At 45.8% G+C, this 20,759-nt stretch carries 13 protein-coding genes; 11 read left to right on the plus strand and 2 right to left on the minus strand.

The features are described 5' to 3' along the window. The first annotated feature begins 93 nt into the window (after positions 1-93). The 6 genes from malQ (at position 94) to V6984_RS08305 (ending at position 8,030) form a co-directional block, all read left to right on the plus strand. Complete coding sequence (gene malQ / locus V6984_RS08280; protein WP_342759309.1) at positions 94-1,584, plus strand: 4-alpha-glucanotransferase; 1,491 nt, start codon at positions 94-96, stop codon at positions 1,582-1,584. Between the two features lie 158 nt (positions 1,585-1,742). Then, positions 1,743-3,053 carry an extracellular solute-binding protein gene (locus V6984_RS08285; RefSeq protein WP_342759310.1) on the plus strand — a complete coding sequence of 437 codons (1,311 nt, stop codon included), beginning with the start codon at positions 1,743-1,745 and terminating at the stop codon, positions 3,051-3,053. 85 nt (positions 3,054-3,138) lie between these two features. Further along, positions 3,139-4,515, plus strand: coding sequence for a carbohydrate ABC transporter permease (locus V6984_RS08290; RefSeq protein WP_342759311.1), 1,377 nt, complete (start codon positions 3,139-3,141; stop codon positions 4,513-4,515). Next, positions 4,512-5,384 carry a sugar ABC transporter permease gene (locus V6984_RS08295; protein ID WP_342759312.1) on the plus strand — a complete coding sequence of 291 codons (873 nt, stop codon included), beginning with the start codon at positions 4,512-4,514 and terminating at the stop codon, positions 5,382-5,384. The genes V6984_RS08290 and V6984_RS08295 overlap by 4 nt, the downstream gene beginning before the upstream one ends. A gap of 139 nt (positions 5,385-5,523) precedes the next feature. After that, positions 5,524-7,236 carry an alpha-amylase family glycosyl hydrolase gene (locus tag V6984_RS08300; protein WP_342759313.1) on the plus strand — a complete coding sequence of 571 codons (1,713 nt, stop codon included), beginning with the start codon at positions 5,524-5,526 and terminating at the stop codon, positions 7,234-7,236. A gap of 53 nt (positions 7,237-7,289) precedes the next feature. Next, positions 7,290-8,030 carry an HAD family hydrolase gene (locus V6984_RS08305; protein WP_342759314.1) on the plus strand — a complete coding sequence of 247 codons (741 nt, stop codon included), beginning with the start codon at positions 7,290-7,292 and terminating at the stop codon, positions 8,028-8,030. On the opposite strand, the gene V6984_RS08310 is transcribed toward V6984_RS08305, so the two are convergent. Together V6984_RS08310 and V6984_RS08315 are read right to left on the minus strand one after the other, a co-directional pair. Further along, positions 7,999-8,529, minus strand: a complete 531-nt coding sequence (locus tag V6984_RS08310; protein WP_342759315.1) for a VanZ family protein — start codon at positions 8,527-8,529, stop codon at positions 7,999-8,001. The two genes, V6984_RS08305 and V6984_RS08310, sit on opposite strands and share 32 nt — an antisense overlap. 132 nt (positions 8,530-8,661) lie before the next feature. Further along, a complete protein-coding gene (locus V6984_RS08315; RefSeq protein ID WP_342759316.1) occupies positions 8,662-10,932 on the minus strand; it encodes a cyclic nucleotide-binding domain-containing protein in 2,271 nt (756 codons plus the stop codon). A 166-nt stretch (positions 10,933-11,098) separates the two neighbouring features. Between V6984_RS08315 and V6984_RS08320 the strand changes: the two genes are divergently transcribed. The 5 genes from V6984_RS08320 to carB all read left to right on the plus strand — a co-directional run bounded on the left by V6984_RS08320 (position 11,099) and on the right by carB (position 20,728). Next, entirely contained in the window at positions 11,099-11,581 is a 483-nt protein-coding gene (locus V6984_RS08320; protein ID WP_342759317.1) for a hypothetical protein, read from the plus strand. Between the two features lie 13 nt (positions 11,582-11,594). After that, a complete protein-coding gene (locus V6984_RS08325) occupies positions 11,595-12,179 on the plus strand; it encodes a TetR/AcrR family transcriptional regulator (RefSeq protein WP_342759318.1) in 585 nt (194 codons plus the stop codon). A 196-nt stretch (positions 12,180-12,375) separates the two neighbouring features. Then, positions 12,376-16,176 carry a phosphoribosylformylglycinamidine synthase gene (locus V6984_RS08330; RefSeq protein ID WP_342759970.1) on the plus strand — a complete coding sequence of 1,267 codons (3,801 nt, stop codon included), beginning with the start codon at positions 12,376-12,378 and terminating at the stop codon, positions 16,174-16,176. 162 nt (positions 16,177-16,338) lie between these two features. Further along, a complete protein-coding gene (locus tag V6984_RS08335; protein WP_342759971.1) occupies positions 16,339-17,535 on the plus strand; it encodes a carbamoyl phosphate synthase small subunit in 1,197 nt (398 codons plus the stop codon). After that, entirely contained in the window at positions 17,528-20,728 is a 3,201-nt protein-coding gene (gene carB / locus V6984_RS08340) for a carbamoyl-phosphate synthase large subunit (protein WP_342759319.1), read from the plus strand. Before V6984_RS08335 ends, carB begins: the two co-directional genes overlap by 8 nt. The last annotated feature ends 31 nt before the right edge of the window (positions 20,729-20,759 follow it).

Raw genomic sequence — 20,759 nt, forward strand, 5'->3', positions numbered from 1 at the left:
TTGACAAAGCTGTTATAAAAGTGATAAATTCATGTCAGATACGAAACTTTACGAAAAATTAAAAACATACCTATAGGGATGGAGGCAAAGGCAATGGGTAAAAAAAGATTTACAAGAGGAGCTGGAATCCTGTTATCGATTACAAGTTTGCCTTCAGCATATGGAATAGGGACATTGGGGGAGGAAGCTTTCCGGTTTGTGGATTTGCTGGTGGATTTGAAACAGCGGTATTGGCAGGTATTGCCGATTGGTCCTACAAGCTTCGGTGACAGTCCTTATCAATCCTTTTCCGCCTTTGCGGGCAATCCATATATGATAGATTTGGATGATTTGGTAAAAGACGGTCTTTTGAAAAGAGAAGAAATCAGAAGTTACAACTGGGGAAGTGACGAGCATGATATCAATTATGCCGTTTTATATAACAACAGATTCAGGGTGCTGGAGCAGGCCTATGGCCGCTTTGACAGAAAGAATACGGATTTTCTTTCCTTTTGTGAGGAGAAAAAGGAATGGTTGGAGGATTACAGCCTCTTTATGGCGATAAAGTCGGAGTCTGAGGGCAAGGAGTGGCTAAGTTTCCACAAGGAACTTCGAGAGCATGAGGCCAAGGCGGTTTCAGCTTATAAGCGTAAGAACGAAGAAAAAACAGGCTTCTGGAAATTCTGTCAATACAAATTTTTTATCCAGTGGAGCCGGTTTAAGTCTTATGCCAACAGCAGAGGGATCGAGATAATCGGAGATGTCCCTCTTTATGTGGCTTTGGACAGTGCAGATGTATGGGGGCATAGAGAAATGTTTCAACTAGGCCCGGATGGAATGCCGGACAGGGTGGCAGGCTGTCCGCCGGACGCATATTCCGCAGACGGTCAGAAATGGGGAAACCCGCTGTATGACTGGAAGCGGATAGAGAAAGAAAGCTTTTGCTGGTGGCGTATGCGGATGAAGGAGAATGCCAGACTGTACGATGCAATGCGGATCGATAATTTCAGCGGTCTTTTGAAATATTATAGCATTCCCTTTGAAAAAGGCGGTGTGAAGGATGGAAAGTGGGAAAAAGGTCCGGGAAAGAAATTCTTAGACATTATGGAAGAAGAATCGGGCGAATGCAAGATTATGGTAGAGGACCTGGGACCCTGTGTACCAGCAGTCAAAAAGATGCGGGAGAAGATGGAATGGCCCGGAATGAAGGTACTGCAGTTCGCTTTCGGCGGAGACATTTCTTCAGAATATCTTCCTCATAATTACATAGACAGAAATACCGCCGTTTATGCGGGGACACACGATAATGAGACAATTGTAGGCAGCTATCGGGATAAGACAGAATATGAGCTTGCTTTTTTATATGAATATCTAAACATAGATTCCAAGGATGCGATTCCGGATGCCTTCATAAGGCTCGCTTATTCCAGCATTGCGGATGTGGTGATTTTACAGATGCAGGATATTCTGAAGCTGGGAAACGAAGCGAGGATGAACCACCCTTCTACGGTAGGGAGCAATTGGCGCTGGCGGGTATGGCACGACTGTTTAAGCGAAGAGCGGCGGACGTGGATAAGGACCATATCTACCATATATAGGCGTTAGAATGTTACTATCCGGCCATCAACTTGCGATGAAACCGCAGGCGAAATAGCGACGTAATAACATCTGGTATAAGATGTGCAAAGCACATTTTATATATAAGGGTGAGAGCCCTGAGACAATATTGAGACAAGGTCAAAGAGAAAAGGAGAGGAAAATTAATGAAAAAGAAAATGTTAGCATTGTTCATGACAGCTGCTATGGTGGCATCTTTGGCAGGCTGCGGAAGTACGGCGGCTACAACGACAGAGGCTCCGGCCGAGACGACAGAAGAAGCACCTGCGGAGGAGGCTGCCCCGGCAGAAGAAGCGGAAATAGAAGAGGAAGAAGCGCTTACTGCTGAAATTCTCGTATGGGGGCCTTCCGAGGATCAGTCAGCAGAAAACGGTAACTGGCTTCCTACTATGTGTGAGCAGTTCGCAGCACTTCATCCGAACTGGGATATCACATTTACCTATGGCGTATGCGCGGAAGGCGAGGCGAAGGCTACCGTAACGCAGGATGTTGAAGCAGCGGCGGATGTATATATGTTTGCAAACGATAACCTTTCAGAATTAGTCGCTTCGAACGCTATTGCAAGATTGGGCGGCGAGACGGAAAACTATGTTAAGAGTACAAATTCCCAGGCGATAGTAGATTCTGTATCCCTTGATGGAGCGGTTTACGGCGTTCCTTTTACAACGAATACATGGTTTATGTACTATGACAAGAGCGTATTTTCTGAGGAAGAGGCCTCTAACCTGGATACGATGATCGCAAAAGCGAAGGTTGCATTCCCTCTTACCGACTCATGGTATATTGCTTCTTTCTATGTGGCGAACGGATGCACTCTGTTTGGAAATAGCAACGACGAAGCGCAGGGAATCGATTTTAGCGGCGACAAAGCGACTGCAGTAACGGAATATCTCGTAGATTTGGCGGCTGACCCGAACTTTGTAAACGACGCTGACGGTGCAGGACTTGCAGGCTTACGCGACGGAAGCATCTCCGCAAAATTCTCAGGTTCCTGGGACTATGCGGCAGTAAAAGAGGCTCTCGGTGATAACTTCGGGGCAAGAGAACTTCCTACGATTACAATTAACGGCGAAGAAAAGCAGATGATGGCGTTTGCGGGTTCCAAGGCGATCGGTGTTAATCCTAACAGCGATAATATGCAGGTTGCAGTTGCTCTTGCAAGTTATTTGGGAAGTGCGGACGCACAGAAGGCACATTATGAAATGAGAAACATCATTCCATGTAATACGGAGCTTTTGGCAGAACCTGCACTTCAGAGCGACGCTCTCGTAGCAGCGCAGAATGCGGCTTTCGACAACACAGCTATTATCCAGCCGTTCGTAGCAGCCATGGGCAATTACTGGACTCCTGCTGAGAACATGGGTAGAGCATTTGTTAACAAAGAAGTAACGCATGCAAACGCAGCGGAAAAAACAGAGGCCCTCAACGATTCATTGAATACATCGGTAGTGGAATAATAGACGGTAAAAAAGTGATAGCTTCCGGGGTGTCCGTAACTTTTGCGGGCACCTTGGGGTATCTTTCGCTTCAGGAGGTTACAGCATGGGAGAAGGAAAAATGAAAGTAAAAGAGTTCGCAACGCCTTATACGTTAGGTAATGCGGTAAAGAAAGGCGATTTGGCAACAAAGCTGTCCATGCTGTTTATGGGAGCGGGAAACATTGCGCGCGGACAGATAGTTAAAGGACTTTTATTTCTCGCGATTGAAATAAGCTATATTTTATTCATGATTCAGAATGGTATACATAACTTGGCGATGATGCCCTCCCTGGGCACACAGGCCCAGCAGGAAATATGGAATGAAAAAAAGGGTATTTATGAGTATGTTGCCGGGGATAACTCGCTGCTTATTTTGTTGTACGGTGTAGTTACCTTATCTATTACAGCAGGTTTTATTCTGCTTTGGACGGCTTCGCTGCGCAGCGCTTACAAGGCGGAGGTCTTGAGCAAAAACGGTAAACATATCAATTCTTTTAAAGACGACATCAAGGATTTGTTCAATCAAAATTTACATATATTATTAATGACGCCACCGATCATGGGAATATTGCTTTTTACCATATTGCCGCTTATTTTCATGATTACCATGGCCTTTACCAATTACTCCAAGTATGAGGACCATTTGGTTTTGTTCGACTGGGTTGGTTTGGCAAACTTCATTAAAGTGCTCAGCTTTCAGGATTCCATGGGGCAGACCTTCTGGTCCGTACTGGCATGGACGCTCACATGGGCCATACTTGCTACCGGCCTAAACTACATATTCGGTATGATACTGGCCATCATCATCAACAGGAAGGATACGAAGATAAAAAGCTTCTGGAGATTCTGCTTCGTGCTTTCCATTGCAGTTCCGCAGTTCGTCTCCCTTCTCATCATGCGGACGATGCTGCAGCCCGAAGGCGCGGTAAATACCTTGCTAAGGAACGTAGGGCTTATCGAAACTTCCCTTCCTTTTTTTACCAATACGATGTGGGCGAGAGTGACCGTTATCGTAATCAACCTATGGATAGGCATTCCTTATACGCTGCTTCAGGTTACGGGAATTCTTCAGAACATACCGGGAGAACTCTATGAATCGGCAAGAGTGGACGGAGCCAATATATTTACTATTTTCTTCAGGATAACCTTGCCTTATATGCTGTTTGTGACGACGCCTTATCTGATCACTCAGTTTACCGGTAACGTGAATAACTTCAACGTTATTTACCTCCTTTCTCTGGGGCATCCCACGCCGGTGGGTTCCACTGCGGGAAGAACAGATCTTCTGATTACGTGGCTGTATAAGCTCACAATCGACCAGCAATACTTTAACCTCGGAGCGGTCATCGGAATTATGACCTTCGTGGTGCTGGCTGTTGTCGCCATCGTCACGTACAGGAATACAGGTTCTTATAAAGATGAGGAGGGATTCCAAGGATGAAGAAGAAAGAAATGGCTGGTGCAAGAACGAGAAAAACTATCACGAACGTAATTGTCCACATTTTTCTGGCGGTATTGTCGACGATATGGCTGTTCCCTATATTTTGGGTAGTATTAACGAGCTTTCGAGGAGAAAAAGGCTCCTATATGTCGACATTCTTCCCGAAAACATACACGTTTAACAATTATATAAAGCTTTTTACCGAGACAAATGTATTAAATTTCCCTAAAATGTTTGCAAACACGTTGATTATTGCAATTTTTTCCTGTGCTATTTCCACATTTTTTGTGCTGGCGGTTTCCTACAGCATGTCCAGATTAAAATTCATGGCACGTAAGCCTTTAATGAATGTAGCTCTCGTGCTAAAGCTGTTTCCGGCATTTATGTCCATGATAGCCGTTTACTACATTTTAAAAGCCATGGGCTTGTCGGAGGGAGCGATGATCCGTGTGGCGCTCATTCTCGTTTATTCGGGAGGGGCCGGTATCGAATTCTACATAGCCAAGGGATTCTTCGATACGATTCCTAAGGCATTGGACGAAGCGGCATATTTGGACGGCGCAACTAAATTTCAGGTGTTTGCGAAGATTACGGTTCCGCTCAGCAAGCCGATTATCGTATACACGGTCATCACTACATTTATTGCTCCCTGGGTGGATTTCATCTTTGCGAGGGTTATATGCAGGGCCAATGCCGATTATTATACGGTAGCATTGGGACTCTGGAGGATGCTCGAAAGAGAGTATATAGACAATTGGTACACCGCGTTTGCGGCGGGAAGCGTATGTATTTCCATCCCGATTGCAATTTTGTTCGTGGTAACCCAGAGGTTCTACTCCAGCGGCATGTCCGGCGCGGTAAAGGGATGACAATCATATGAAACTTAAATTGCAGGCAGGGCAGTGATCGAAAAAGAAATCGTGAATGCGCTTTGCCTGCATATTTTATGCCGTCATGGATATGGAATAATGTCATAGGCTTAGAAAAGAGATTGGGAGGAGATATTCTATGAAAACAAGGATATTTAGTATATTGCTGGCGGCTTGTGTGAGTATTGGCTCGTTTGCAGGCTGTGGAAATGGCGGAGGAGAAGATGCAAAGAAGACCGGCGTTATTTCAGGCAGCGCGGGTGAAGAGCAGGAGGGTGGAGACAGTGCAGATGCATTAGGAGGGACTGTGGCCGAAAAGCCTTCATTGAACGTGTTAGATGATAAATACCGTACTTTTTATGAGGTATTCGTATATTCTTTCTATGATGGAAATGGGGATGGAATAGGCGATTTGCAGGGTTTGACGAAGAAGCTCGATTACATCAATGACGGAGACGACACTACGGATACCGATCTGGGGTGCAATGGGATTTGGCTGATGCCGATCATGCCTTCCACCACTTATCATAAATACGATGTGACGGATTACCGCGGAATCGATGAACAGTATGGAACAATGGGGGATTTTGAGGAATTTATGGCGGCGTGTGATGAGAGGGGAATCGATGTGATTCTGGATTTGGTATTGAACCACACATCCTCTTCTCACCCATGGTTCATAAAAGCCTGCAGTTATTTGAAAAGCATAGGAGATACAGAGCCGTCTCCGGAGGATTGCCCTTACATCGATTATTACAACTTCTCCAGGGAGGGAGGTGCCGGGTATAGCGGGCTTGATGAAATATGGTATTATGAAGCGCGGTTTTGGAGTGAAATGCCTGATCTTAATCTTGGCAATGAAGCGGTGCGAGGAGAAATCGAGGATATTGTCGATTTCTGGCTGGCAAAGGGAGTAGACGGATTCAGACTGGACGCGGCAAAGGAATATTATTCCGGTACGGTAGATGCTAATATCGAAGTCCTTTCCTGGTTTAGTGAAATGGTAAAGGAGAAAAAGGAGGATGCCTATATTGTAGCGGAGGTATGGTCTGATATGGATACCTATGCGAAATATTATGAAAGCGGCATAGACAGCGTCTTTGACTTCGCTTTTGCGGACAGCGGGGGAATCATAGCGAATACAGTAAAAGGAAGCCAGTCAGCCAGCGGATTCGGGAAAGCGCTGCAGTCCTTGGATGAAAAGTTCTCTCAGTATAATGCCGATTATATTGACGCGCCCTTTTATACCAATCACGATTTAGGAAGAAGTGCGGGCTATTATTCAGGAGAGAACGCAGAGAGCCAGACAAAAATGGCCGGTGGTTTGAATCTTATGATGAATGGCAGTTGCTTCCTATATTATGGTGAAGAACTGGGAATGAAAGGATCGGGCAAAGACGAGAATAAGAGAGCACCCATGTATTGGAGTGAAAACAGTGAAGAAGCAGGCATGTGCGCCGGACCGCCGGATATGGATGCAGTGAAGATGAAATATGGCAGCCTAAGCGAACAGGTCGAGACAGCAGATTCCATTTACAATTATTATAAGGAAGCGATAAGGCTTCGAAATGTTTATCCGGAGATCGCCAGAGGAGAGGTAAGCTATGTGGAGAGTGCTTCTGGCAATAATGTGTGTGTGATAAAGAAGGCGTATGAAGATTCGGAAATACTTCTTATTATGAATATTTCAGGAGAAGAGCAGGCCGTGGATTTGAGCGGAATCACTGTGAATGAAGAAGAAATAAATGATATAGAGTCACTGGGTGGGGCGCTGCTTACGGGAGAGGAAAAGATTGGAGTGGAGAATGCAGAGGTTATTATGCCTCCATATTCTATTGGAGTATTTCGCTGAGGGGAGTGTGCGGATTCTGTAAATCTTTGAAGAACACGAAAAGGAGCAGAAGGATGTATAAGAATTATATTTTTGACTTGTATGGAACGTTGGTTGATATTCGGACGAATGAGAATAAGGAGAACTTGTGGAAGGGAATGGCAGAGCTTTACAGGAATGTGGGGGCTGTGTATGAGGCGGAGGAACTGAAGCGGGATTACTTTTTGTTATGCAGAGAAGAGGAGGAGAGGATTCGCCGGGAAAAAGAATGCGAATATCCGGAGATAGAGATTGGAGAGGTGTTTCGGAAGCTGTACATGAGGAAAAATGTGAGAGTGGGAGAGGAAACGGCAGTATATGCGGCCAGGAGGTTCAGGCAATGGTCCAGGGAATATATAAGAGTCTATGAAGGGGCGGCGGAAATGCTTGCGGAACTGAAGCGGATTGGCCGGAGAGTATTTCTGCTGTCTAATGCACAGCGATTGTTTACGATGCCGGAAATTGAAACGTTGGGGATTGAAAAGTTTTTTGATGATATATTTATTTCATCGGATTATGGAGTGAAGAAACCGGAACGGGCTTATATGGAGTTGTTGCTTAAAAAACAGCATCTGAAGACAAAAGATTGCGTTATGATCGGGAATGAACTCGGGAGTGACATTGAGATAGCTAATGCTTGTGGGATGGATAGCCTGTTTTTGCAGGGGAATGTGCAGGAGACATCGGAAAAAGGAACCGCCGCAACATATGTTGCGGCGGAAGGCGATTTTGAGCATATCCGTTTTATTTATGATTGGAAAGAGGACGGAAAATAGTCTTTCGCCCGGCCCATCCGACGATACGGACAAGAACGATGCCTATGAAGATTCCGATGCTGTCGATTGCCACATCACGGGAGGATGGCCCCCTGCCTGCAACAAAGGATTGGTGGTACTCATCAAAAGCAGCAAAGCCCACGCAGAATATTCCTGCCACGACCATGAGGGCGAAGCCTCTGACTCCGTATACATAGAGAGGGAAGGCCACTGTCACTGCCAGGATAAAATATTCCGTAACATGCCCCAGCTTGCGTACATAATGGTGAATGCGGTCTGCATAATGCTCGATTTGCTCCTCGGAAAAATCCTTATCCAACACTTTGTCGGTGACAGTGACTATTTTGACGCTGACTTTATAGCTGAGCTGGCTGCTGGTAATGCCATTCTGTTCGGAAAGCTGGAATATCATGTACATGACAAAAAGGGCGGGAACAAACGAAAGCGGCTTTAGCACGAGGCGTAACGTTTTCTTTATAAATAACAAAATGTATTTCATAAACATCTACCTTTCAAGGGGTGACGGCTGGCGCCGGAAACAAAAAGCGTATACCATGCAGTATACGCTTTTTGCTTTTGTATGTAAAATTAAATTTTCTTTATAAATTTATAAATCAACCTGTAATTGATGCTACATATCCAGATATTCACGCTGAGCCGCAATCTCAGGCGGAACGGGCAGGCGGCTCTTTTGCAGCTTTTGATATAGGTTGTCCATGTGATGAAGCTTCTGAGCGCTGCGGATCCGGTACCGGTCCAGAATGTCTTTGTACAAAGGATTCATCTTCAGCCGTTCACGTATATCCTTGGAGAACGGGCAGTGAGTAAAGAGAATGTCTCTTGCCACCTTATTAAGACGGGGAGCACCTTTAGCCTCAAACATAATCCAGATGATGTAATCCCGTATGAACATTTCCTTGTAACTGTTTTTCGCTTTTTGCATTGCGGATTTAATCTTATCTCTGGCATCGGAGCTGAGTTCGAGATTCTTCTTATAAAACTGTATGTAGTCGAAGTATTCGCTGGTGAGAGAACGCTCGGAAATATCGTTCCACCTGGCACCCTGAACGCGTTTGCACATTTCCCAGCGGAATTCTCCGGTAAGCCTCGTCATGATGGTAAGCAGGTCTTCCATCTGGAAGACGGAAGACATAAAGCGTGCAGGGGTAGTACGGCGCTTGCCTTCGATTTCCTGCCACATAACTCCACGGATACCGACATTAGGAAATAGGATAATGTCGGGAAGAACCTCAACGTTAATCATTTCCTTCGCTACGCCGCCGTCGGGATTGGAATAAATAGTCTCTCGCCCGTATGCGCCGAAATCAATAGAACGGATCCGGGTGATAGACTCGGTGATTCGGTCGGCAGTAACGAGTGTCTGAGATAGACCCTTCAGCACGTTGTGGTCGGAAAATACCGGACAGAATGTGGAAATACGGCCAAATGTAATCTTATTGACAAGAGGGAACATATTTTCCAACTCGAATATAACCTTTTTTGCATTGTTCTTGGAAAGCAGAGATTCCTGAGCAGCAGTGATTTTACCCGTCACCTTCAGCTCATGAATGTGAGCCGTATAATCGATATCGAATTCATTACGGCTGGGCTCCTTTTCCCCGTTATAAACGGCTTTTAACCATTCATAGGCGGTGTATACATGATTCTCGGGAGAAGAAGGGAAATTCTCCGCGATGGAGTACAGATAGGAAACATTCTCCATTCCCGCCAACTCTTCGTCCACATACCCGAATTGGAAGAACATCTTCAGAATAGTCGGGACGGAATCATCGTGAAGGCTGGCTTGAAAAGCGGACATATATATGGTGTAGAAAAGTTTGGTAATATTCATACGCAGTCTGCGGCTGTCGTCATCCACCGCATTTTTATCAATCTGCTTCTTATATTCCTCAATATATTTGCGAAAATCTGCGGCAATATCAGGGTCACAGTCCGCATATTCCAGAATAATATCCAGGGAATGCTCCACGGCGGCGGCATTTTTGGCAAGCTCAGGATCCTCCACGGGAACGTCCGAACCTTTCTCCTCCATGAAGGCGAGAGTTTCTTTGTAAGCGTTGATCCTTTCTTTGTATAGCTCGTGATCGATAGAGCCAAAGCCTTCCATATTGATCATCATACGGCTTATAGCGGCACTTATGGCAGTGGAATCCTCTTCGCGCTGACCGATTCTGAAAAACAGTGTAGTATATAAATCGAAAAGATCCAGTCTATTCTCGTTCATGAGCAGTCTGGCAATGTCTGATTTATAATCGTACATAATAAGGCATACGGACATAATTTCAGCGATGTCCTGACTGGTCTTCATGAGCAGACCATTTAAATAGTCGAAGTAGGGAACCGGAGACATAGGAAGCGTCTGCGTTACAACTGTGGACATGTTTTCGTAAAAGTCGGTGAGCCATTGAGGAATATCTTCCTCCAATGCCAGAGGCTCTATAGTCTCCAAATCGGGCAGTGCACGGGGAGATATGCGGTACCGTTCGCTGAGCTTCACGTATTCATTGTAACTGTCCGTTAAGTACTGATACAGATTATTGCAGTCGTATTTGGAGAATTCGTAGACCTCCAGAACATTTTTCATCTGCTTATAGCAGGAAGAAGTAACGAGCTGCGCGAAATTTGGATTTTTACCAAACATAACGGGAAGCCCGCCCACACTGTATGGAATGGATGCTATTGTAACATCGTCCGACGCTATGTAGGTAAAGATATAAGTATTGAAATATAACTCGCAGAGACCTATAATGTCTCCCTTGTCCAAAAAAAATTCGCCGTCCGAATATACGGCGCGTACCGTTCCTGTCAAAATCGTATGCAGAGCGTTAAACGGCTGCCCGCTCTCGCAAATTGTAGTGCCCATTTTAATTTCTTTTGCCATGTTGCCCCTCCTGCTGACATTTTTCCTTATAATAATTGTTTATATTATACTAACTTTGGTTATGAAATACAACAGAAGATTCCCTTTTTTGACAAGAGTCGCTGTACTTTTTTTCATTTTATGTTATACTTAAAAGAACTAAGGATAAACCGAGGGGGACAGCTCAATGGATAAAGACACACTTTACATACAGGAAATTGTGAACGGATATAGACCGGACGTTGAGAGGCTGGTCAGGTATATTCCGTGGCTGGAATCGAAAACAGGGATTAATGTGTCCAATATGTACAAAGGGGAAGGGATTGCGGAGCACTCTATATCTTTTCCGGTGTATGAGAGTACCTTGATGAGCCTTGTGCAGGATGCGCGAAGAACCAATCTGCTGGACAGGAACTATGCCTATGTTTATTCCAGAAACCGTATAAGAAGCGCATCGGACGAACAGAGGCTGATAGCGGTCGCTACCATACGCGAAATGGATATGCTGAAGGGTATATTGTCCAAGTATATTCTGGGCGGCATGACAAAAGGAAGACTGTGGACAGAGGGAGTTTCTAACGGCTCCATTCTAAAGGTATTGCTCAAGATGAAGGAAATTCTTGAGTATTGGGATAAACCGATAGAACTAAGCGGGGCAGGGATTGAGTAAGGGGTTCGTATAGATGAGTGAAAAATCGGCGCAGAAGCGAATGTATATATTGGAGACGGCAAGAAAGGTATTTATGGAGAAGGGCTTTAAGAACGTTACGATGAAGGACATCGTAGAAGCCTGTGAGATAAGCCGCGGAGGTCTGTACTTGTATTTTGCCAGTACGGAAGAGATTTTTATGGAAGTGTTGAAGCTGGAGACGGAAGAAACAGATGATGTTTTCTCGGGAAGCATCGGAGAAGATGCGGCGCCCTCTGATATTCTTGCGCTGTTTTTGAAGGAGCAGAAAAAAGAGCTGCTGAGTAAGAAGAATAATCTTACTATGGCGGTATACGAATTCTTTTTTGCAAACAAATTTCCTAAGAAGGGCCATTTGTTAAAGCAGCAATTCGATGCTGCGGTGAAAATTATAGAGAAGTTGATCGAGGCCGGAGTGGCCGCGGGAGAATTCTACTGCGAAGACCCGTTGGGAGCGGCGAGAAATATCATGTACGTACTGGAAGGGCTGAAAATAGTTTCTCAGACGAGAGGGATTACAGAGGACATTGTGGACAGAGAAGTTATGTATATTATGCAGGGCCTCGTTATGGAAGAATAGAATTAGTGGAATGGCAAATGCTTCAAAGAGGATACTTTGGGGCATTTTTTATGCTGCTATTTCCCTTTTTCGCAAAATATTTGGATATACCATTGAAAATTAGTCAGGATTCGTTATAATTAAGAATAGTCATCAATTGGAGGATTGTTAGGCAATCTTTTCTGATGTTAAAAAAATGGAGGAAAGTAAATTCATCATGGGAAATGTGAAACGCATTTATGTAGAAAAGAAGGAACCCTTTGCCGTAAAGGCGAAAGAGCTGAAGGAGGAAATCCGAAGTTACTTAGGCATATCGGGCGTAAAAGACGTGAGAATGTTCATACGTTACGATGTTGAGAACCTATCAGAAGATACTTTTGAGGCTGCCTGCAGGATTGTTTTTTCAGAGCCGCCGGTGGATATCCTTTATAAGGAGAACTTCGAGATACCTGCGAACGGAAAAGTGTTCAGCGTGGAATATCTGCCAGGACAGTTCGATCAGCGTGCGGATTCCGCAGTTCAGTGTGTGAAATTTTTACGGGAAAATGAGCAGCCCATTATTAGGACGGCAGTCACTTATCTCGTAATAGGAGACGTTTCCGAGGATGAATTTGAGAAAATAAAAGCGTATTGCATCAATCCGGTGGATTCCAGAGAGACGGATATGATGAAGCCGGATACTCTTGTTACACAGTTCGAGGAACCGGAAGACGTTTCCGTTCTGGATGGATTTAAGGATATGCCGGAAAGGGAGTTAGAGGAATTATACGAGTCTTTGGGGCTTGCCATGACGTTCAGGGACTTTAAGCACATTCAGAATTATTTCAAAAATGATGAGCGCAGAAATCCTACCATGACGGAAATCAGAGTGCTCGATACATATTGGTCAGACCACTGCCGCCATACTACCTTCTCTACGGAGCTTAAGAACGTGGAGTTCGGCGAAGGCTACTACAGGACCCCTATCGAAACAACGTATCAGAGTTATCTCGATACGAGAGAAGAAATTTTCAGAGGCAGAAAGGACAAGTTCATCTGTTTGATGGATCTGGCACTCATGGCGATGCGTAAGCTGAAAAAGGACGGAAAGCTAAACGATATGGAGGAGTCCGATGAAATCAATGCGTGCTCTGTCATCGTTCCTGTGGAAATAGATTACGGCGAGGGAATGGTAAACGAGGAGTGGCTCGTGTTCTTTAAGAATGAGACCCATAACCATCCTACGGAAATAGAGCCTTTCGGTGGTGCAGCAACCTGCCTTGGCGGTGCGATCCGCGATCCTCTTTCAGGACGGGGCTATGTATATCAGGCGATGCGCGTGACCGGTGCGGCGGACCCGACGGTACCGGTGGCGGAGACGTTAAAAGGAAAACTGTCCCAGAAGAAGCTTGTGCGCGGTGCAGCCAGCGGCTATTCTTCTTATGGCAACCAGATAGGACTGGCGACCGGTTATGTAAAGGAGATTTATCATCCCGATTATGTGGCGAAGAGAATGGAAATCGGCGCGGTAATGGGAGCAGCGCCCAGACGCAACGTTATTCGTGAGAAGTCCGATCCTGATGATATTATCATCCTTCTTGGAGGAAGGACAGGCAGGGACGGCTGCGGAGGAGCTACAGGGTCCTCCAAGGTGCATACGGAGAATTCTATCGAGACCTGCGGTGCGGAGGTGCAGAAAGGAAACGCGCCTACAGAACGCAAGATTCAGAGACTTTTCAGAAGAGAAGAAGTGAGCAGGATCATAAAAAAATGCAACGATTTCGGTGCAGGCGGCGTTTCTGTGGCGATCGGCGAGCTTGCGGACGGGTTGATCGTAGACTTGGATAAGGTGCCGAAGAAGTATGCGGGCCTGGACGGCACGGAGTTAGCTATTTCAGAATCTCAGGAAAGAATGGCTGTAGTAGTAGGTCCTTCCGATGCAGACAGCTTCTTGGACTTTGCAGCGCAGGAGAATCTGGAAGCGGTTCCCGTTGCCGTTGTGACGAAGGAGCCGAGGCTCGTTTTAAAATGGCGCGGTAAGGAAATCGTTAACATTAAGAGAACATTTCTCGATACCAACGGCGCTCATCAGGAAACGAATGTAAATGTGGATATTCCCAAAAAAGAAGAAAATTATTTCGATTATATAGCGATTCCTTCGGTAAAGGAGAAATTGGAAGAAGAGGACGTGAAAGCGGCATGGCTTGCGGGACTCAATGATTTGAATGTATGCTCCCAAAAAGGATTGGTGGAAATGTTCGACTCATCTATCGGTGCAGCTTCCGTGCTCATGCCTTACGGCGGTAAATATCAGTTGACAGAGACGCAGGTAATGGCGGCGAAGCTTCCGGTATTAAAAGGAAAAACCGATGCGGTTACTCTTATGAGCTACGGTTTCGATCCCTATCTTTCCTCATGGAGCCCATATCATGGAGCGATTTATGCGGTGACGGAATCCATGGCGAAGATTGTTGCGGCAGGCGGTGATTTTAGAAATATCCGCTTTACCTTCCAGGAATATTTCAGGCGCATGACTTCGGAACCGGAACGTTGGAGTCAGCCTTTTGCAGCTCTTTTAGGTGCATATGACGCGCAGATCGGATACGGCCTTGCGTCCATCGGTGGTAAGGACAGCATGTCGGGAACCTTTCAGGATATTGACGTACCTCCTACTCTTGTATCTTTTGCTGTGGATGTAGCGAAAGAGGGCAATATCGTAACACCGGAGCTTAAGAGTGCAGGAAATAAGTTGGTTCAGTTCTGGATCGATAAGGATGAATACGATATTCCGATTTATGAAAATGTTATGAATTTGTATCAGCAGATTACTCTGCTTATTGAAGAAGGAGTTATTGTGTCCGCCTATGCACAGGATGCTAAGGGCCTCGTTTCTTCCATCAGCAAGATGGCATTCGGCAATAAATTGGGCGTGAATATGTCAGGGGAGCTGTCTGCAAAGGAATTGTTTGAAAATGGTTTAGGTGATATTGTGGCGGAGGTGACAGCGGATAATCTGGAGAAATTGAGTGAGCTTCCGAACTGCCGTGTGGTAGGTGAGGTAACAGAGGAACCGGAATTTACCTATAAGGATGTTCATATCTCCATGGAAGAGGCTCTGTCGGCATGGACTTCCAAGTTAGAAAAGGTATTTCCGACGAAGGCGGTGAAAGAAACGACGCCTGTAGAGTCTCCGCTTTATACGGCAGACAGAGTTTATATATGCAGAAACAAGGTGGCGAAGCCTACGGTATTCATTCCGGTATTTCCGGGGACGAACTGTGAGTATGACAGCGCGAAGGCGTTTGAGCGTGCCGGAGCGAAGGCAGTGACGAAGATATTTAGAAACCTGACGGCAGAGGACATCAGAGATTCCGTAGAGGTGTTTGAAAAGGCGATAAACGATGCACAGATTATTATGTTTCCGGGAGGATTTTCCGCAGGTGATGAGCCGGACGGAAGCGCGAAATTCTTTGCTACCGCATTCCAGAACGCAAAAATAAAAGAATCGGTCATGAAGCTGTTAAACGAAAGGGATGGTCTTGCCCTTGGTGTCTGCAACGGATTCCAGGCATTGATTAAGCTCGGCCTTGTTCCTTTTGGAGAAATCGTAGGACAGAAGGAGGATTCTCCGACTCTTACCTTTAATACAATTAATCGTCATATTTCCAAGATGGTATATACGAAAGTAGTATCCAATAAATCCCCTTGGCTTCAGGAAGCGGAAGTGGGCAAGACCTACGCGAATCCGGCCTCCCATGGAGAGGGACGTTTCGTTGCCCCGAAGGAATGGGTGGATAAATTGTTTGCAAACGGTCAGGTGGCTACGCAGTATGCGGATATCGACGGCAATGTTTCCATGGATGAGGAATGGAACGTGAATGGTTCCTATGCCGCTATCGAAGGAATCACTTCACCGGACGGAAGATGTTTTGGCAAGATGGCACATGCGGAACGCCGTGACTGCTCCGTTGCAATCAACATTTACGGAGAGCAGGATATGAAGATATTCGAATCGGGCGTATATTACTTCACAAGATAATTATAAAACCATGGGAAGATGTTTGCGGATTTCCATGGTTTTATTATATAGTAGAATAATTTTAAATATGTGTTGAAACATACAAGATGCTGTGCTAAAATAAGATAATTTGGATAAAATTTAGAGAGAGGACGACGGGTGAAAAAAATGAACGTATTTCCAATGAAGTCATTTTTAATTTTGGAGGACGGCACAGTTTTTGAGGGGATTCATATCGGTGCCAAAAAAGAAATCATCAGTGAAATAGTTTTCAATACGTCCATGGCGGGCTATCCGGAAGTACTTACGGATCCTTCCTATGCGGGACAAGCCGTGTGCATGACCTATCCGCTTATCGGTAACTACGGAGTATGCAGAGACGATATGGAATCTAAGAAACCGTGGCCCGATGGATTTATTGTACGGGAATTGTCGAGAGTTTCCAGCAATTTCCGCTCGGATATGACGATTCAGGAATTTCTGGAGGAATATGGAGTGCCGGGAATCGCAGGAATCGATACGAGAGCCCTTACGAAGATTTTGCGGGAAAAGGGCACGATGAACGGAATGATCACAACGAGGGAAGATTATGATTTGAATGAAATCATACCCAGATTAAAAGAGTACACTACGGGAAAAGTGGTGGAAAAGGTAACCTGTGAACATAAATATGAAGTAAAGGGTTCTGTATCCCTGGAGGAAAACGGAGCAGTTTCCGGAAGTGCCAGATTTGATAAGGAATCGTATGAAAAAGGAACTCATGAGAAGAAACCGAGTATGGTAAAAGCCTTAAACGGCGCCGGCAAGAAGGTTGCGCTGTTAGACTTCGGAGCGAAGGATAATATCGCTGACGCGCTCGCGAAAAGGGGCTGTGCTGTTACCGTATATCCCGCACTTACAAAGGCGGAAGAAATCATCGCGGATGCACCGGACGGCATCATGTTAAGCAACGGACCGGGCGACCCGAAGGAATGCACCTCTATTATAGAAGAAATTAATAAGCTATATCAAACGAACATTCCCATTTTTGCAATATGTTTAGGACATCAGCTCATGGCGCTTGCGACGGGAGCTGATACTTTTAAAATGAAATATGGCCACCGGGGCGGAAATCATCCGGTAAAAGACTTGCAGACCGGCAGAGTCTATATTTCCTCACAGAACCATGGATATGTGGTGGATATGGACAAGCTCGACCCTGGCATTGCCATACCAGCATTTATCAATGTGAATGATGGAACGAACGAAGGTCTTTCCTATACCGGCAAGAATATTTTCACCGTACAGTTTCATCCGGAAGCATGTCCGGGACCTCAGGATTCCGGGTATTTGTTTGACAGGTTTATTGATATGATGAAAGCGAGGAAAGAAGATGCCTAAGAATCCTAATGTAAAAAAAGTGTTGGTTATCGGTTCCGGCCCTATCGTTATCGGACAGGCAGCGGAATTTGATTATGCGGGAACGCAGGCCTGCCGCTCTTTAAAGGAAGAGGGAATCGAGGTCGTACTGGTAAACTCCAACCCCGCAACTATTATGACGGACAGGGATATTGCGGATAAAATATATATTGAGCCTTTGACTGTCAAGGTTTTGGAGCAGATCATTGAAAAGGAAAAGCCAGACAGCGTTCTGCCTACGCTGGGAGGTCAGGCCGGCTTAAATCTCGGTATGGAGCTGGATGAATCCGGCTTTCTTGCGAGAAATAATGTAAAGCTTCTGGGTACCACCGCTAAGACGATTAAAAAGGCGGAGGATCGTTTGGAATTCAAGGAGACGATGGAAAAAATCGGAGAACCCTGCGCGGCATCTCTCGTGGTGGAAAATGTAAAAGATGGTGTGGAATTTGCGAAGAAAATAGGCTATCCTGTTGTTCTTCGTCCGGCATATACGCTTGGCGGATCGGGAGGAGGAATCGCCGACAATCAGATGGAGCTGGAAGATATTCTGGCTAACGGTCTGCGCCTCTCCCGTGTAGGTCAGGTTTTGGTAGAGCGTTGTATTTCCGGCTGGAAGGAAATAGAATACGAAGTGATGCGCGATAGTGCGGGTAACTGTATTACCGTTTGTAACATGGAAAATATTGACCCGGTAGGCGTACATACCGGAGACAGCATCGTTGTGGCTCCTTCACAGACATTGATGGACAAAGAATATCAGATGCTTCGCAGTTCAGCTCTCAACATTATCAATGAGCTGGAAATTACCGGAGGCTGCAATGTGCAGTTCGCCCTTCATCCTACCAGCTTCGAATATTGTGTTATTGAAGTTAATCCCCGTGTAAGCCGTTCTTCTGCGCTTGCGTCGAAGGCCACCGGCTATCCGATCGCAAAGGTGGCGGCGAAGATTGCACTTGGCTATACACTGGATGAAATAAAGAATACCATTACGGGAAAGACCTATGCCAGCTTTGAACCGACGCTGGATTACTGTGTAGTGAAGATTCCGCGCCTTCCTTTCGACAAGTTTATCACGGCGAAGAGGACGCTGACCACGCAGATGAAGGCTACCGGCGAGGTTATGAGTATCTGCACGAATTTTGAAGGTGCGCTGATGAAGGCGATTCGTTCGCTGGAGCAGCATGTGGATTGTCTTATGAGCTATGATTTTTCGGCGCTTTCCAAGGAGGAGCTTCTGGATAGGCTGAAAATCGTGGATGACCGGAGAATTTTCGTAATAGCCGAGGCGGTCAGAAAGGATATCGATTACGATACGATTCACGAGATAACCATGGTAGATCATTGGTTTATTGATAAAATTGCAATCTTAGTCGAGATGGAAGCGGCGCTGAAAGAGGGACCTCTTACTTTGGAGTTGTTAAAAGAAGCGAAGCGTATCGAGTACCCCGATAATGTTATCAGCAGACTGGCAGGCATACCGGAGGCGGATATTAAGAAAATGCGTTATGACAACGGAATCACCGCGGCCTTTAAGATGGTAGATACCTGTGCGGCGGAATTCGCTGCAAGCACCCCATATTATTATTCCTGCTTTGGAAGTGAAAGTGAGATAGTGGAAACTAATCCGCCTAAGAAGGTGCTGGTTCTGGGGTCCGGTCCCATTCGTATCGGGCAGGGCATAGAGTTCGACTATTGCTCTGTACATGCTACGTGGGCATTTTCGAAGGCCGGATATGAGACGATTATTATCAATAACAATCCTGAGACGGTGAGCACGGACTTCGACATTGCGGATAAGCTTTATTTCGAGCCGCTGACGCCTGAAGACGTGGAGAACGTGGTGAATATAGAAAAACCGGACGGAGCGGTAGTTCAGTTCGGCGGACAGACAGCGATCAAGCTGACAGAAAGCCTCATGAAGATGGGCGTTCCTATTTTAGGAACGAGCGCAGAGAATGTAGATGCGGCAGAGGACAGAGAACTGTTCGATGCAATTTTGGAAAAGTGTGATATTCCCAGACCTTCAGGCGGAACGGTGTATACCGCTGAGGAAGCTAAAAAGGTGGCGAATAAATTGGGCTATCCGGTATTGGTGCGCCCCTCCTACGTACTGGGCGGACAAGGGATGCAGATTGCCATTTCCGATGAGGAAGTGGAAGAGTTCATGGAAATCATCAACCGCATCGCTCAGGACCATCCAATTCTGGTAGATAAATATTTGCAGGGCAAGGAAATCGAAGTAGATGCGGTCTGTGACGGTACCGATATTCTGATTCCCGGCATTATGGAACATATCGAGAGAGCTGGAGTCCATTCCGGCGACAGCATCTCCGTATATCCGGCCCAGAGCATCAGCGAGAAGGTAAAGGAAACGATTGCGGAATATACGAGGAAGCTTGCCAAGGCCCTGCATGTTATAGGACTGATCAACATTCAGTTCATCGCAGTGGGTGAGGAGGTATATGTCATCGAGGTAAATCCCCGTTCCTCACGAACGGTTCCATATATCAGCAAGGTGACGGGCATTCCGATAGTTGATCTTGCGACGGAGGTTATTATCGGCAAGACGATCCGTGAGCTTGGTTACGACCCGGGACTTCAAAAGGAAGCGGATTATGTGGCGATCAAGATGCCGGTATTCTCCTTCGAGAAAATACGAGGCGCGGAGATCAGCTTAGGGCCGGAGATGAAATCTACGGGAGAATGCTTAGGCATTTCCAAAACATTCAATGAGGCGCTTTATAAGGCGTTCCTCGGTGCCGGCATCAATCTGCCCAAATACAAACAGATGATTATCACGGTTAAGGATGCGGATAAGGGAGAAGCGATCGAGATAGGAAAACGCTTTGAAAAGCTTGGTTATACTATTTATGCGACAAGAAGCACGGCAAATGCACTTAAGGAGGCAGGGGTAAACGCCCGCAAAGTAAATAAGATACAGCAGGAATCGCCTACGGTCATGGACCTTATCTTGGGTCATAAGATCGACCTTGTCATCGATACGCCTACGCAGGGAAGGGATAAGTCCAGAGACGGTTTCCTTATAAGAAGAACGGCTATCGAGACGGGCGTAAACTGCCTGACCTCGTTAGATACGGCAAGAGCGCTGGTGACGAGCTTAGAGCATGTAAATAAGGAAGAAAAGCTGACATTAGTCGACATTGCATCGCTGTAAATAAGGGGGACTGTTGCAAAATGGCGGGAAC

Source organism: Kineothrix sp. IPX-CK (assembly GCF_039134705.1).
Classification (GTDB): Bacteria; Bacillota; Clostridia; order Lachnospirales; family Lachnospiraceae; genus Kineothrix; species Kineothrix sedimenti.